Below are 14,632 nucleotides of genomic sequence, written 5' to 3'. Positions count from 1 at the left end.
GCGACCGGGTGCCGGTCTTGTGGACCCTGGCCTCCGGCGACCCGGCCCAGGAGATCGAGGAGGCGGAGGCCAAGCTGGCGGCCCGGCTGCACCGCACCTTCAAGGTCAAGATCGGCGCCCAGCCGGCCGAGGCCGATCTGGCCCGGCTGCGCCGCCTGGCCGGGGCGCTGGGCGACCGGTCGGTGCTGATCGTCGACGCCAACCAGGCCTGGGACGAGACCACCGCCGTGCGTTGCCTGCCCGTCCTGGCCGAACTCGGCATCCGGCTGGTGGAACAGCCGCTGCCGGCCTGGGATATCGCCGGCATGGCCCGGCTGCGCGCCCGGTCGACCGTGCCGCTGATGGCCGATGAATGCGTGTTCTCGGCCCATGACATGCTGGCGGTCGCCCAGGCCGCCGCGGCCGATGTGGTGTCGCTGAAGCTGGTCAAGCATGGCGGGCTGCTGAGCACGCGCAAGGTGGCTGGGGTGGCCGAGGCGGCGGGCATCGGCCTCTATGGCGGCTGCCTCTTGGAAAGCTCGGTCGGCGCGGCGGCCCATCTGCAGGTCTTCGCCACCCTGCGCGACCTGGCCTGGGGCTGCGAGCATTTCGGCCCGCAGATCCTGACCGACGATTTGGTCACCGAACCGCTGCGCTTCCAGGACTTCGACGTGCTGCTGCCGGACGGTCCCGGCATCGGCGTCACACTCGACCGCGACAAGCTGCGCCGCTACGCCCGCGCCTGAGGAGAACACGATGCTGTATCTCGTCGAGATGGATGTGCGGATCCCGCACGATGCCGACCCCGCCCGGATCGAACGCCTGAAGGCCGAGGAGAAGGCGCGGGCCCAGGAGCTGCAGCGCGACGGCCGCTGGCGCCATCTGTGGCGGGTGGCCGGGCGCTACGCCAATGTCAGCGTGTTCGAGGTCGAGAACCACGACGAGCTGCACGCCCTGCTGTCGACCCTGCCGCTGTTCCCGTACCTGGCGATCGAGGTCACGCCGCTGGCCCGGCACCCGTCGGCGATCTGACGGAAGCCTACGCCGGCACGCCGAGGCTGCGCCGGGCCGGTCGCGGCGGCGCGGCCTCGGCGGCCGCTTCCTCCTGCCGGGCCAGGTCGCGCACCAGGGCCATCGTCGCCAGGAAGTGATCTGACAGCAGGCGGCAGGCGGCATCGACGTCGCCCGCCAGCACCGTCTCCATAATCCGGCGATGCTCCGCATCCAGGTCGCGCCGGTGCTCCGCCATCGGCACCGACAGCCGGCGATACCGCTCGGACTGGGCATAGAGCATGGTGCGCAGGCGCAACAGCCAGGGGCTGTCGCAGGACGCGACCAGCGCCTGGTGGTAATCGGCATGGGCCGTGGCCCAGTCGTCGCTGACCCGGCGCTCATCCCCCGCCGCCCGCTCCGGCGTGCGTGACAGGCGGTGGAAGGCCGCCACCAGCGCCGTCTCCCAGGCGATGCCGCGCACCGTCATCGCCCGGCGCAGGCACAGCGTCTCGATCTCGATCCGGGTGCGGGTCAGGTCCTCCAGATCGGCGGCGGAGACCGGTGCCACCTGAAACCGCTTCTGCGCCTCGGAGATCACGAGGCCTTCGGCCGACAGCCGTGACAGCGCCTCGCGCACCGCGCTGAGGCTGACGCCGAGCTGGGCGCACAACTCGTTGATCTTGAGCCGTTGTCCCGGCCGCAGCCGGCACGCCAGGATATCGGCGCGCAGGCGCACATAGGCGGCTTCGGTCAGGCTTTTGGCCTCTTGCAACCCGGTCAGCATCGGCACCTCCTTCACCCTTATAGCAAAGATCCATCTACAGATAAAAAATCTATTTTTCTTGACACGATGGATCTTCAGCCTAGGGTTTTGCCGCATCAAGCCGGAGGAGAGTGCGATGCGCCTGTCGACAATGGCCTTGGATGGCCGCCGCTTCGTCGCCGTGCGGAGCGGGGACGACCTGATCGATCTGTCGCTGGCGGCGCCGCGCCTGCCGAACGACCTAGCGGCGATCATCGCCGCGGGGGACGAGGCCCGGGATGCGATCGCCGCCGTGCTGCGGTCGCCGCAGCGGCACGCGGTTTTGCCGCCGGGCCGGGCGCACTGGCTGCCGGTCCTGCCCCGGCCGGGCAAGATCCTGTGCGTCGGCCTGAACTATCGCGACCATTCGGCGGAAAGCGGCTTCCAGCAGCCGACCTATCCAACGCTGTTCGCCCGCTTCGCCACCAGCCTGGTCGGGCACCAGGCGGCGATCCTGCGGCCGCGCCAGTCGGACCAGCTCGACTATGAGGGCGAGATCGCAGCCGTGATCGGCCGCGGTGGCCGCCACATAGCCCGGGCCGACGCGCTTGGGCACGTCGCCGGCTACGCCCTATTCAACGACGCCTCGATCCGCGACTACCAGACCAAATCGCCGCAATGGACGGTCGGCAAGAATTTCGACGGCACCGGCGCCTTTGGCCCGGAGTTCGTCACCGCCGATGAGCTGCCGCCGGGCGCCGCCGGCCCGCGGCTACGCACCCGCCTGAACGGCCAGGTGGTGCAGGACGCGTCGACCGACGACATGGTGTTCGGCGTCGCCGAGCTGGTGGCGATCCTGTCCGAGGCGATGACGCTGGAACCGGGCGACGTCATCGTCACCGGCACGCCGGCGGGCGTCGGCCTGGCCCGCAAGCCGCCGCTGTGGATGCGTCATGGCGATGTCGTCGAGGTCGAGGCGGACCGGATCGGCCTGCTGCGCAACCCGATCGCCGATGAGGGCGCGCGGCTGGACGCCGACGCGGCATAATCCTGCGGGACAAGAAAATCGGATGGGAGTTCGAAACGCCATGACGCACCTGATCCGTCAAATGGGCCATGTGGCCTTCACCACCCCCGACCCCGAGGGATCGGCGGCCGACCTGGCCGATATCGTCGGCCTCAAGGTCACCGACCGCCGCGACGGCACCGTCTACCTGTCCTCCAACCAGCGCCACCACGAGGTCTCGTTCCGCCCCGGCCCGCGCCGGGAGGTGCTGGCCGTCGGTCTGGAGGCGATGGACGCCGCGGCGGTGGACGAGGTGCTGAAGCGGCTGCAGTCGGAGGGGATCGAGATCCTGGACGACCGGCCGCTGGGGCCCGGCGTGGAACGGGCCGTGCGCTTCGTCGCCCCGTTCGGTGCAGTGTTCGAGGTGCACACCCCGGTCGCCCGCAGCCAGGCCCAGCGCCACATCGGCCCCGGCTCGCGCCCCAAGCGGATCGAGCACGTCAACCTGAAGGCGCCCGACACGCTGGTGGTGCGCGATTTCCTGACCAAGCTGCTAGGCATGAAGCTGTCCGACCGCACCGCCGGCGACGAGTTCCTGTGGTTCCGCGGCTGGGACGGCTACCACCACACCATCGCGGTGTTCCGCGGCGAGGCGCAGCTGCACCATTACGCCTTCGACCTGCACGCGCTGGAAGACCTGGCCGGCATCGCCGACACGCTGGCGCTGAAGGACCGCGCCCTGCTGTGGGGCCCCGGCCGGCACGGTGCCGGCGGCAATGTCTTCACCTACTATGTCGATCCCAATGGCTGCGTGGTCGAGAACTCGACCGGCATGGACCGGATCGACAGCGACCTGCTGTACGAGGCCCGGACCTGGGAGATCTCCGCCACCCTGGCCGACCGCTGGATCAACCAATGGGGTTCACCGCCGCCGGCCAGCTTCATCGACCCCGGGCTGCCCTTCGCCACGACGCGCTGACGGCAGGCCCGTCGACCCTGGGGGATGCCGCGCGAAGACCGCCGCCCCGGGATTGATCGCACCGACAGATGGGAGGAACCGGATGACGCGTCCCGACGACGAGATCCATGACGTCATCCAGGTCGGCTACGGCCCGGTGAGCGCGGCGCTGGCGATCATGCTGGGCCGCCTCGGCTTCACCGTCGCCGTCTTCGAGCGCTGGAAAAGCCGCTATCCCCTGCCCCGCGCCGTGTGCATCGACCATGAGCTCTACCGCGTGCTGTGCGCGATCGGCCTGCGCGATGCGCTGCCGGCGATCACCCATTCCGCGCCGGTCTACCGCTGGTTCAACGCGGAGTGGCAGGAGCTGCTGGCGATCGACTGGTCGGCGGACTCGATCTCCGGCGGGCCGCAGGTCCATTTCGTGCATCAGCCGACGCTGGAGGAGCTGCTCGACAAGACCGCCCGGGCCCAGCCCGGCGTCGCCGTCCATCTCGGCTGCGAGGCGATCGCCGTCCGGGAAGAGGCGGACCATGTCGCCGTGACCATCCGCGACGACAACGGCACCCGCATCGTCCGTGGCCGCTTCCTGATCGGCGCCGACGGCGCCAACAGCCTGGTGCGCCGTGCCATCGGATCCAGCCAGGAGGATCGCGGCTTCGAGGCGGACTGGCTGGTGATCGACATCCTGCCGCATGAGGGCGTGACGCTGGACATCCCGGCCGCGGCGCAGTTCTGCAACCCGGGCCGGCCGACCACGATGGTGCCGGCCGGGGTCCGCGACGGCCGCTACTTCCGCCGCTGGGAGTTCATGCGCCTGCCGCACGAGACGCGCGCGGAACTGGAGGACGAAGCGGTGGCCTGGCGGCTGCTGGCGCCCTGGGTGACACCCGACCAGGCCAGCATCGTGCGGCACAAGGTCTACACCTTCCGCTCGCTGCTGGCCGACACTTGGCGACAGGGGCGGATCCTGATCGCCGGCGACGCCGCGCATGTGATGCCGCCCTTCATGGGCCAGGGGATGTGCGCCGGGCTGCGCGACGCCTGGAACCTGGCCTGGAAGCTGGACCTGGTGCGGCGCGGCCGCGCCGACGACCGGCTGCTCGACACCTACCAGCCGGAGCGCCGGCCGCATGTCAGTGCCGTCATCGACATCTCGATGTATCTCGGGAAGATCATCTGCATCCCCGATCCGGAGGAGGCGGCCCGCCGCGACCAGGCGTTCCTCGACGGTACGGCCCCGCCGCCGCCACCCTTCCCGCAGCTGACCGACGGGCTGCTGGACCGGCACGCCGACGGCACGGTCCGCAACCCGGCCGGCCTGCTCAGCCCGCATGGCGCCGTCCGGGTTGGCGGACAAGAGGGCCGGCTCGACGACCTGATCGGCCCGGGCTTCCGGCTGCTGGTGGCCGAGGCCGATGCCGCCGCGGTGCTGCACCCCGAACACCACGCCATCCTCGACCGGATCGGGGCCCGCATCGTCCGGATGGAACGACGCGGCACCACCGTGCCGGGCGCGGCCATCGATCTGGATGACAGGATCCTGCCCTTCATGGCGCAGCATGGCCTGGCGGCGATGATGGTGCGGCCGGACTTCCACCTCTATGGCGGGGTGACATCACTGGCCGGGCTGCCCGGCCTGATCGATCGCATGGCCGCCGATCTCGAGCGCTGCGGCCTGACGGCCCTCGCCGCCGGCCCGGTCCGCGCGACCGCCTGACCCAACCCGGAGAGTGACATGCTGCACACTTCGACTATCGATCGGAGGGCGCTGCTGGGCGGCCTGATGCTGGCGGGCGCCGCCGTCCCTGCCGGGGCCGCGCAGGCCCAGCCGAAGCCTTCTGGCGGCCCTGCCGTCGCCGGCTCGGCGCTGCTGCCGCGCATCGACGTGCATGCCCATTACCTGCCCGGTTTCTACCGCGAGGCCGCCATCGCCGCCGGGCACGAGCATCCGGACGGCATGCCCGGCCTGCCGCTGTGGGATCCCGGCATGGCCATCGACATGATGGACCGGCTCAGCATCCGCACGGCGATGCTGTCGATCTCCACGCCCGGCGTGCATTTCGGCGACGATGCCGCGGCACGAACCCTGGCCCGCCGGGTCAACGAGGCCGGGGCGCAGGCCGCGGCCGACCATCCCGGCCGCTTCGGCCTGTTCGCGTCGCTGCCGCTGCCGGATGTCGACGGCGCGCTGGCCGAGGCTGCCTATGCCCTCGACATGCTGCAGGCCGACGGCGTCGCGGTCGAGACCAACCATCACGGTATCTATCTCGGCGATCCCAGATTCGACCCGATCTTCGCCGAACTCGACCGGCGCCGGGCCGTGGTGTTCATGCACCCGACCTCGCCGCATTGCCCGTGCTGCCAGGGTGTCGGCCCAGCCTGGCCGCGGCCGATGCTGGAGTTCATGTTCGAGACCACGCGCGCCGTCACCAACCTGATCCTGACCGGCACGCTCGACCGCTTCCCCAACATCCGCCTGATCGTGCCGCATGCCGGCGCGGCGTTGCCGGTGCTGGCGGATCGCGTGGTCGGCCTGGCCCCAGCGCTGCAGCTGCCGGCCCCGGTCGAACCCGACCATGTCTTTGCCACGCTGCGCCGGCTCCACTACGATCTGGCCGGCTTCCCGCTGCCGCGGCTACTGCCGGCCCTGCTGCAGATCGCCGATCCCGGCCGCATCTTCTATGGCAGCGACTGGCCGTTCACGCCGCTGCCGATCGTCACCCGGCTGGCGCAGGAGCAGGATGCGACGCCCCTGTTCGACGACGCCACCCGCCGGCGCGTCCTGCACGACAACGCCCTGGCGCTGTTCCCGCGGCTGGCCTGACGCCGCCGGATCGGCCCAAGGATCCAGGAATCCAATTCACAGATGACTGTCCGCCCGATGCGGTACCCCCGTCCCCCAGCCAGGCCATATCCCTCGGACCGCAACCGGCACCGAGGAGACCCATCTTGCCCCAGAGCATTCCGACCAGCACCATCGGCCTGAGCCGCGCCAACCATGTCGGCATCGTCGTATCCGACCTGGACCGTGCCATCCGCTTCTACGAGGCGCTGACCGGCACGAAGATCGTCAACAAGGATGCGATCGGCGGGCCGCGCATGGCCGCAGTCCAGGGCCTGGACAAGGTCCTGATCCGCTACGCCAACGTCCATCTCGACAATCTGAACATCGACCTGCTGGAGTATGAGGAGCCAGCGCCGAAGACCGCGCGCTATGCCGGCAACGAGATCAGCGCCATGCATCTGTGCTTCGAGGTCGACGATCTGGACGCGATGCACCAGCGGATGGCGGAAGCCGGCATGGAATTCCAAGGCGACCCGATCGTGTTCGAGGAAGGTGATGGGCTGAAGGCCGGCATCGGCACCGCCGTCGCCTATTTCGACGACCCGGACGGCACCCATCTCGAAATCATCGCCCCGGCCGGCCCGTTCAAGCGAAAGTAGCCGGACCGCCCGCTGGCCCCGTCGCGCGGCGGGGCCATCGATCCGACCATTCGCTATTCCCGTAACAATACGGCGATCACCGACGAATAAGCTGGTGGGACGCTGGGCAGTCAAATGCCCGAACGGGAGTTGCGGACGATGATCACGAGACGCGTTCTTCTTTCCAGCGGGGCTGCCGGCGTGGCCCTGCTGGCCACCGGCACGTGGCGACCGACGCTGTCGCGCGCCGACGAGGTGTTCGAGGTCATGCACACGGACGCCGAATGGCGCAAGATGCTGACCCCGGACCAGTATGCGGTGCTGCGCCAGGCTGCGACAGAACGCCCCTACACCAGCCCGCTGCTGCATGAGGAGGGGCGCGGCAATTTCGCCTGTGCCGGCTGCGACCTGGACCTGTTCTCCTCCACCACCAAATTCGACAGCGGCACCGGCTGGCCCAGCTTCTGGTCCGTGCTGGACAAGGCCGTCGGCACCACCCAGGACACGTCTTTCGGCATGATCCGCACCGCGGTGCATTGCCGGCGCTGCGGCGGCCATGTCGGCCACCTGTTCGATGACGGGCCGGCCCCGACCGGGCTGCGCTATTGCATGGACGGCGTCGCCATGACCTTCAAACCCGCCGCCGCCTGAGCATAGAGAGCAGCACATTATGCTTCTGATCCTGCTGGCCTATCTCGGCGGCGTGCTGACCATCGTCAGCCCCTGCATCCTGCCGGTCCTGCCCTTCGTCTTCGCCCGGGCGGACCGGCCCTTCCTGAAAAGCGGCCTGCCGATGCTGATCGGCATGGCCGTGACCTTCGCCGCCGTCGCCACCCTGGCCGCCGTGGCCGGGGGCTGGGCGGTGGCCGCCAACGAATATGGCCGCATCGCCGCCATCGTGCTGCTGGCGGTGTTCGGCATCACCCTGCTGTTCCCGGCCCTGGCCGACCGTCTGACCCGGCCGCTGGTCGCGCTGGGCAGCCGGCTGTCGCAATCCGCCGACGGCGCGGTCGAGACGCAGCGGTCGCCGCCGCTGGCGTCGTTGCTGCTGGGCGTCGCCACCGGCCTGCTGTGGGCGCCCTGCGCCGGCCCGGTGCTGGGGCTGATCCTGACCGGTGCCGCCCTGAACGGCGCCAATGTCGGTACCTCGCTGCTGCTGCTGGCCTATGCGCTGGGCGCCGCCACCTCACTGGCCCTGGCGCTGCTGGTCGGCGGCCGGGTGTTCAAGGTGATGAAGCGGTCGCTGGGCGTCGGCGAATGGGTCCGGCGCGGCCTCGGCGTCGCCGTGCTGGCGGGCGTGGTGGCGATCTCGCTCGGCCTCGACACCGGCCTGCTGACCCAGGTGTCGCTGGCCAGCACCACGTCGCTGGAGCAGGGACTGATCGACAAGCTCAACACACCCCCGGCCGACAGGAACGGTGGCGGCGCGCCGGCCTCCTCCGTCGTCATGAACGGCAATCCCGGCATGATGATGAAGAGCGGCGAGACCGGCGGCGAGTCCGGTTCCTCCGTCGTCATGAACGGCAACCCCGGCATGATGATGAAAAGCGGCGAGGCCGGCGGCCAGGCGGGCGGCGACGCCAACCCGGCGATGATGATGAAGGCCAAGCCGGCGGCGGCAGAGGTCGAGACCCTGCCGGTCGAAGGCCCCTTCCCGCCCCTGACCGGCGCGGTCGACTGGCTGAATTCGCCGCCGCTGACGGTCGACGGGCTGAAGGGCAAGGTGGTGCTGGTCGATTTCTGGACCTATTCCTGCATCAACTGCCTGCGCGCCATCCCCTATGTCCGGGCCTGGGCCGAGAAGTACAAGGACCAGGGCCTGGTCGTGATCGGCGTGCATTCGCCGGAATTCGCCTTCGAACGCAATGTCGACAACGTGCGCAAGGCGATTGCCGACCTGAAGATCACCTACCCCGTGGCGATCGACAACAACTACGCCATCTGGCGCGCCTTCCAGAACGAGTACTGGCCGGCGCATTACTTCATCGATGCCAAGGGCCAGATCCGGCACGAGCATTTCGGCGAAGGCGACTATGACGGGTCGGAGCGGGTGATCCAGCAGCTGCTGGCCGAGGCCGGGCAGTCCAATGTCGACAAGGGGCTGATCTCGGTCAGCGCCACCGGGGCCGAGGCGGCGTCCGATACCGGCGACGTGCAGTCGCCCGAGACCTATGTCGGCTTCAACCGGGCGGAGAACTTCGCGTCGACCGGCGGCGTGGTGCAGAACGCCAGCCATGTCTATGCGATCGGCACGCCGCGGCTGAACGAATGGGGCCTGACGGGCGACTGGACGGTGGGCGGCGAACATGCCGCGCTGAACCAGCCGGACGGCGGCATCACCTATCGCTTCCATGCCCGCGACCTGCACCTGGTGCTGGGGCCGGGGCCGGACGGCAAGCCGGTGCGGTACCGCGTCACCATCGACGGCGCCGCCCCCGGCACCAGCCACGGCGCCGACACCGATGCCAACGGCCAGGGCACCGTGACCGGCCAGCGCCTGTACCAGCTGGTGCGCCAGTCCGGCCCGGTCGCCGACCACACCTTCGCGATCCAGTTCCTGGACCCGGGCGTCCAGGCCTATGCCTTCACCTTCGGCTGACAGCGGGAGCTGAACCATGATCCGTTCGAAAACCACACGATCCGCCGCCTGGCGCCACCTGCCGACCCTGGCCGGTGCCCTGGCCCTGCTGGCCGTCGGCGCCGGGCTGGGCGTCACCCGGTCCTCCGCCGAGGAGGCGCGGGCGGTGCCGGCGCCGGCGATGGACGAAACCGCGGCCGCCGCCGGCACCGAGACCGCGGTGCTGGCCGGCGGCTGCTTCTGGGGCGTGCAGGGCGTGTTCCAGCACCTCGAGGGCGTCTCGCGCGCCGTCTCCGGTTATGCCGGCGGCGAGGCCTCGACCGCGAGCTACCGCCGGGTGACGGGCGGCGACACGGGCCATGCGGAAGCGGTGCAGGTCACCTTCGATCCGCGGGTGATCAGCTACGGGCGGATCCTGCAGGTCTTCTTCTCGGTCGCGCACGACCCGACCCAGCTCAACCGCCAGGGGCCCGACGTCGGCACGCAGTACCGCTCGGCGATCTTCGTCCACTCGCCGGAGCAGGAGCGCACGGCGCGCGAATCGCTCGCCCGGCAGCAGGCGCAGACGCCGGAGCGGATCGTCACCGAGATCACGCCGGCGTCGGACTTCTACCGCGCCGAGGACTATCACCAGCAGTACCTGGTGAAGCGCGGCGTGGCGTCCTGCCGCATCTGAACGGTGGATGCCCCCAGCGGGATTCGAACCCGCGCTACCACCTTGAAAGGGTGGCGACCTAGGCCGCTAGTCGATGGGGGCGGCCCGCGTAGGGTACCCGCGCCCTGGGCTACTCTGAGCAGCGCGTCGGGCGGTTAGCTCAGCTGGGAGAGCGCCTCGCTTACACCGAGGAAGTCGGCGGTTCGAGCCCGTCACCGCCCATGGAACGGGTCGTAAGGATTCCGTAAACACGGCAGGGGCCCGGGGCGCCCGGGAGAACCCGGACCGCCCATGCGCCGCATCACGCTCACCGCCGCCCTCTCGGCGCTCGTCCTCGCGGCGCCGGCCGCCGCCGGGTCGAACCCGCAGCTGGCGGGGCTCCAGGTGGCGCTGCGGGCCCACGGCTTCTACATCGGTCCGATCGACGGCATCGCGGGCCCGGGCACCGCACACGCGGTGCGCGTCTTCCAGCGCACGAGCGGGCTCATCTCGGACGGGATCCCCGGCGCGAGCACGCGGCGCGCGTTCGGCCGGCTCGGCAAGCCGCTCTACGGCCGCCGCACGATGCGGCGCGGCGCCGTTGGCTGGGACGTCGCCGTGGTCCAGTTCCTGCTCCGGGAGCGCGGCGCCGGCCGCGTCGTCGACGGCTACTACGGCGCCGAGACGGGGCGCGCCGTGCGGCGCTTCCAGAAGCGCGCCGGCCTCGTCGTCGACGGCGTCGCCGGGCCCGCGACCATGGCCGCCCTCGATCCGGCCACGCCCCGGCCGCTGCCGGCGCCTCCCGCGGCGCCGGTCGCGCGCTACGTCGCGCGCGCCGGTGACAGCCTGACGCTGATCGCGCAGCGCCACGGCACGACGGTCGCGGCGCTCGCCGAGGCCAACGACCTCGACCCGGGCAAGGTGCTCCAGATCGGCACGCCGCTGAAGGTCGCGGCGGTGGCGTCGGCTCCCGCGCGGGTTGCGCGGGCGGACGTCGCGGCGCTGATCGACCGCTGGGCGGGGACCTACGGCGTCGACCGGTACCTCGCACGCGCACTCGCCTGGTACGAGTCGGGCTTCCAGCCGCACGTCGTCTCGCCGGCCGGAGCGCTCGGGGTCATGCAGGTCACGCCGCCGACGTGGGACTTCGTCGAGACGGTGCTCCTGCGCGGCGAGCGGGTGCCGCGGACCGCCGACGGCAACGTCCGCGTCGGCGTCGTCTTCCTCAAGCACCTGCTCGGCGAGTTCGACGGCGACGAGCGGCTCGCGCTCGCCGCCTACTACCAGGGGCCGCAGGCGGTGCGCGAGCGCGGCCTCTTCATCGGCACGCGCACCTACGTGGAGGGCATCCTCGCCCTCCGCGGCAAGGTCTAGCCCGGCGCGGGGGTCAGGCTGCTGTGCTGGCGCGTGGCAGCCGTGGCGGGCTCCCACACGAAGCGGCAGTCGCACTCGGTGCGGTTCGCGCCGAGCGTGTGGTTCGAGCCGCTGCGGCCGCAGAGCGGGCAGGCGGGACGGCCGCAATCGGCCGTCCCGCTCCCGTCGACGTTGCACCCGGGCTGCTCGCAGCGCTCGAGCCGCAGGACGCCGTCGCGCGCCCAGACCTTCAGGTGGAGTGTGCTCAAGCGACGACCTCCGTCTCGAACTGCTCCTCCTCGGTGGAGCCCTTCAGGGCCAGCGTCGAGGACTCGCCGCCGGAGACCGCGGTCGCGATCCGGTCGAAGTAGCCGGCGCCGACCTCGCGCTGGTGCCGCGTCGCGGTGTAGCCCTGCGGCTCGAGCGCGAACTCGGCCTGCTGCAGCGCCACGTACGCGGACATGCCCGTCTCGGCGTAGCCGCGCGCCAGCTCGAACATCGCCGTGTTGAGCGAGTGGAAGCCCGCCAGCGTGATGAACTGGAACTTGTAGCCCATCTTGCCGAGCTCCCGCTGGAACTTCGCGATCGTCGCGTCGTCGAGGTGCTTCTTCCAGTTGAAGGACGGCGAGCAGTTGTAGGCGAGCAGCTTGCCCGGGAACTGCGCGTGGATCGCGGTGGCGAACTCCTCCGCCTCCTCGAGCGTCGGGGTGGAGGTCTCCATCCAGATCATGTCGGCGTACGGCGCGTACGCGAGCCCGCGCGAGATCGCGGCCTTGACGCCGCAGTCGACGCGGTAGAAGCCCTCGGAGGTGCGCTCGCCCGTGACGAACTCGCGGTCGTACTCGTCGATGTCGGAGGTGATCAGCGTCGCCGCGTCCGCATCCGTCCGCGCCACGAGCACCGTCGGGATGCCGGCGACGTCGGCGGCGAGCCGCGCGGCGTTGAGCGTCCGGACGAACTGGCTCGTGGGCACGAGCACCTTGCCGCCGAGGTGGCCGCACTTCTTCTCGGCCGCGAGCTGGTCCTCGTAGTGGACGCCGGCGGCGCCCGCCTCGATCATCGCCTTCATCAGCTCGTACACGTTCAGCGAGCCGCCGAAGCCGGCCTCCGCGTCCGCGACGATCGGCGCGAACCACTCGGTGTCGGTCGTGCCCTCCGACCACTCGATCTGGTCGGCGCGGCGCAACGCGTTGTTCAGGCGCTTCACCATCGCCGGGACGCTGTTGGCGGGGTAGAGGCTCTGGTCGGGATAGACGTCGGCCGCGACGTTGCCGTCGGCCGCGACCTGCCAGCCCGACAGGTAGATCGCCTTGAGCCCCGCCTTCACCATCTGCACCGCCTGGCCGCCGCTGAGGGCGCCGAGCGCGTTGACGTAGTCCTCGTTGTTCAGGAGCTGCCAGAGCCGATCGGCCCCGCGCCGCGCCAGCGTGTGCTCGACCTGAACGGAGCCGCGCAGCGCCACGACGTCTTCGCCGGTGTAGTCGCGCGTGATCCCGCTCCAGCGCTCGTCCGAGGCCCACTCCTGCTCGAGGCGCTCGGCCTCGGCGGCCGGAGAGGGGCGGTTACCGTTCGTGTCGTGACTCACAGGGGCTCCTTTGGATCCAAGATGGCGAGATCTCGGATCCTAGTCACCTCAACGGAATGCGTCAAACGGGATCATCTAGCGGTTTTGCGTTTGACGCTTCGAGCATCTAGGATCCAACAAGTCGCCAAACTGGATCCGAAAGGACGAGCCCCATGACCCTGACCTCGATCGTTCGCCGTTTCCGCGCCCGCGCCGTCGAGCCGCGCGCCGCCCGCACGGCCATCCCGACCGCGGAGCTCGTCGAGTGCTGCTGCCCCGACTGGTGCGAGCGCGACCACGGCGCGGAGTAGCGCCGAGCCGGGTCAGTCGGCCCGGGTCAGCCGCGCTGTTCGAGGATGCGCTCGAGCAGGTTGCCCGACGCGAGCACGTGCTCACGGGCGAGCGCGCGGGCGCCGGCGGCGCTGCGCGCCCGGAGCGTCGCGATGATCGCGCGGTGCTGCCGCTCGTTCGAGCGGTAGAGCGCGTCTAGCTCGCTGGCGTCCGCGGGCGCCCAGACCGCCGAGCCGGAGAAGCGGGCACTCTTCGCCATGCGCTCGATGAGCGGCATCGCGGCGACGCGGTAGATGATGTCGTGGAAGGCGTGGTTGCCCCGCACCCACTCGGTCACGAGCCGCGCGCGGTCGTCGTGCTCGGCCCCGCGGGCGCGGAGCTCGTCGGTCAGCCGCGCGAACCGGTCCTCCGCCGCCTCGAGCTCGTCGAGGTCCTCGTCGGTGATCTTGCCGGCCGCGATCTCGGTCGCCAGGCTCTCGAGCTCCGCGCGCACGAGGAAGGCCTCGCGCAGCTCGTCCCGCGTCAGCGTTCGGACGCGGACGCCGCGGTTCGGCTCGAACGAGACGAGGCCGAGCGCCGCGAGCCGGCGTAGCGCCTCGCGGATGGGCGTGCGGCTGACGGCGTACTGCTCCGAGAGCTGCTCCTGGCGGAGCACCGTCCCGGGCGCGATCTCGCCCGACACGATCGCCCGCTCGAGCGCGACGGCGATGTCGTCTGCCTTGGTGCTCGTGAGCGTCGTCACGGGCGGAGCCTAGCGGGCGGTCCAGCCCAGATCCATCACGAGCGGCTGGCCGGTGACTGCGCGGCCGGCCGGCCCGAGCAGGAACGCGGCCGCCTCGGCGACCTCCTCCGGCTCGAGCATGCGCTTCACCGCCTGCGGTGCCAGCAGCACCTCTTCGAGCACGCGCTCGACCGGCACGCCGGTCATCTGCGCCTGCACCTCGAGCTGCTCCTCCACGATCGGCGTCCGCACGAAGCCGGGGCAGATCGCCGAGACCGAGATCCCGCGGTCGGCACCCTCGAGCGCGAGCACCTTCACGAGCCCGAGCACGCCGTGCTTCGCCGCGACGTAGCCGGCCTTGTACGACGAGGCGACGAGGCCGTGCGC

Annotated in this window: 17 protein-coding genes and 2 tRNA genes; 13 read left to right on the top strand and 6 right to left on the bottom strand. The window is 70.7% G+C overall.

Annotation, left to right across the window (positions count from 1 at the left end; translation table 11 throughout):
* Both AC3XYG_RS05780 and catC read left to right on the top strand, forming a co-directional pair.
* Positions 1 to 725: enolase C-terminal domain-like protein (locus AC3XYG_RS05780; RefSeq protein WP_489138860.1), on the top strand; the 725-nt coding region annotated here is incomplete at its 5' end.
* A gap of 10 nt (positions 726 to 735) precedes the next feature.
* A complete protein-coding gene (catC, locus tag AC3XYG_RS05775) occupies positions 736 to 1,011 on the top strand; it encodes a muconolactone Delta-isomerase (protein WP_489138859.1) in 276 nt (91 codons plus the stop codon).
* Positions 1,012 to 1,018: 7 nt separating this feature from the next.
* On the opposite strand, the gene AC3XYG_RS05770 is transcribed toward catC, so the two are convergent.
* Positions 1,019 to 1,756: a GntR family transcriptional regulator gene (locus AC3XYG_RS05770; RefSeq protein WP_489138858.1), complete on the bottom strand. Its 738-nt coding sequence runs from the start codon at positions 1,754 to 1,756 to the stop codon at positions 1,019 to 1,021.
* Between the two features lie 115 nt (positions 1,757 to 1,871).
* On the opposite strand from AC3XYG_RS05770, the gene AC3XYG_RS05765 reads away from it, so the two are divergent.
* The 8 genes from AC3XYG_RS05765 (at position 1,872) to msrA (ending at position 10,358) form a co-directional block, all read left to right on the top strand.
* On the top strand, positions 1,872 to 2,762 hold the full coding sequence (locus AC3XYG_RS05765) for a fumarylacetoacetate hydrolase family protein (protein ID WP_489138857.1): 891 nt from the start codon (positions 1,872 to 1,874) through the stop codon (positions 2,760 to 2,762).
* Between the two features lie 40 nt (positions 2,763 to 2,802).
* Positions 2,803 to 3,699 carry a VOC family protein gene (locus tag AC3XYG_RS05760; protein ID WP_489138856.1) on the top strand — a complete coding sequence of 299 codons (897 nt, stop codon included), beginning with the start codon at positions 2,803 to 2,805 and terminating at the stop codon, positions 3,697 to 3,699.
* A gap of 82 nt (positions 3,700 to 3,781) precedes the next feature.
* Entirely contained in the window at positions 3,782 to 5,398 is a 1,617-nt protein-coding gene (mhpA, locus tag AC3XYG_RS05755; protein ID WP_489138855.1) for a bifunctional 3-(3-hydroxy-phenyl)propionate/3-hydroxycinnamic acid hydroxylase MhpA, read from the top strand.
* 18 nt (positions 5,399 to 5,416) lie between these two features.
* Positions 5,417 to 6,505, top strand: a complete 1,089-nt coding sequence (locus tag AC3XYG_RS05750) for an amidohydrolase family protein (RefSeq protein WP_489138854.1) — start codon at positions 5,417 to 5,419, stop codon at positions 6,503 to 6,505.
* 125 nt (positions 6,506 to 6,630) lie between these two features.
* Positions 6,631 to 7,125 (top strand): VOC family protein, encoded by a 495-nt coding sequence (locus tag AC3XYG_RS05745; RefSeq protein ID WP_489138853.1) that lies wholly within the window; start codon positions 6,631 to 6,633, stop codon positions 7,123 to 7,125.
* 138 nt (positions 7,126 to 7,263) lie between these two features.
* Entirely contained in the window at positions 7,264 to 7,755 is a 492-nt protein-coding gene (msrB, locus tag AC3XYG_RS05740) for a peptide-methionine (R)-S-oxide reductase MsrB (RefSeq protein WP_489138852.1), read from the top strand.
* A 19-nt stretch (positions 7,756 to 7,774) separates the two neighbouring features.
* A complete protein-coding gene (locus tag AC3XYG_RS05735; RefSeq protein WP_489138851.1) occupies positions 7,775 to 9,703 on the top strand; it encodes a cytochrome c biogenesis protein DipZ in 1,929 nt (642 codons plus the stop codon).
* Between the two features lie 16 nt (positions 9,704 to 9,719).
* Positions 9,720 to 10,358, top strand: coding sequence for a peptide-methionine (S)-S-oxide reductase MsrA (gene msrA, locus AC3XYG_RS05730; protein ID WP_489138850.1), 639 nt, complete (start codon positions 9,720 to 9,722; stop codon positions 10,356 to 10,358).
* Between the two features lie 8 nt (positions 10,359 to 10,366).
* On the opposite strand, the gene AC3XYG_RS05725 is transcribed toward msrA, so the two are convergent.
* Positions 10,367 to 10,439, bottom strand: a tRNA-Glu gene (locus AC3XYG_RS05725).
* Between the two features lie 47 nt (positions 10,440 to 10,486).
* Here AC3XYG_RS05725 and AC3XYG_RS05720 point away from each other — a divergent pair.
* Together AC3XYG_RS05720 and AC3XYG_RS05715 are read left to right on the top strand one after the other, a co-directional pair.
* Positions 10,487 to 10,559, top strand: a tRNA-Val gene (locus AC3XYG_RS05720).
* A gap of 69 nt (positions 10,560 to 10,628) precedes the next feature.
* A complete protein-coding gene (locus AC3XYG_RS05715; protein WP_489138849.1) occupies positions 10,629 to 11,690 on the top strand; it encodes a peptidoglycan-binding protein in 1,062 nt (353 codons plus the stop codon).
* On the opposite strand, the gene AC3XYG_RS05710 is transcribed toward AC3XYG_RS05715, so the two are convergent.
* A complete protein-coding gene (locus AC3XYG_RS05710) occupies positions 11,687 to 11,938 on the bottom strand; it encodes a hypothetical protein (protein ID WP_489138848.1) in 252 nt (83 codons plus the stop codon). The genes AC3XYG_RS05715 and AC3XYG_RS05710 overlap by 4 nt on opposite strands.
* Positions 11,935 to 13,254, bottom strand: coding sequence for an isocitrate lyase (gene aceA / locus AC3XYG_RS05705; protein WP_489138847.1), 1,320 nt, complete (start codon positions 13,252 to 13,254; stop codon positions 11,935 to 11,937). The genes AC3XYG_RS05710 and aceA overlap by 4 nt, the downstream gene beginning before the upstream one ends.
* A 152-nt stretch (positions 13,255 to 13,406) precedes the next feature.
* On the opposite strand from aceA, the gene AC3XYG_RS05700 reads away from it, so the two are divergent.
* Positions 13,407 to 13,544: a hypothetical protein gene (locus AC3XYG_RS05700; RefSeq protein ID WP_489138846.1), complete on the top strand. Its 138-nt coding sequence runs from the start codon at positions 13,407 to 13,409 to the stop codon at positions 13,542 to 13,544.
* A 26-nt stretch (positions 13,545 to 13,570) separates the two neighbouring features.
* On the opposite strand, the gene AC3XYG_RS05695 is transcribed toward AC3XYG_RS05700, so the two are convergent.
* Together AC3XYG_RS05695 and AC3XYG_RS05690 are read right to left on the bottom strand one after the other, a co-directional pair.
* On the bottom strand, positions 13,571 to 14,266 hold the full coding sequence (locus AC3XYG_RS05695; protein WP_489138845.1) for a GntR family transcriptional regulator: 696 nt from the start codon (positions 14,264 to 14,266) through the stop codon (positions 13,571 to 13,573).
* 9 nt (positions 14,267 to 14,275) lie between these two features.
* The coding region (locus AC3XYG_RS05690) for an SDR family oxidoreductase (RefSeq protein WP_489138844.1) at positions 14,276 to 14,632 on the bottom strand (357 nt) is incomplete at its 5' end.

The sequence above is a fragment of the Inquilinus sp. genome, assembly GCF_057815775.1.
Note: the sequence above shows the minus strand (reverse complement) of the source record. Positions and strands in the feature narration are given on the sequence as shown.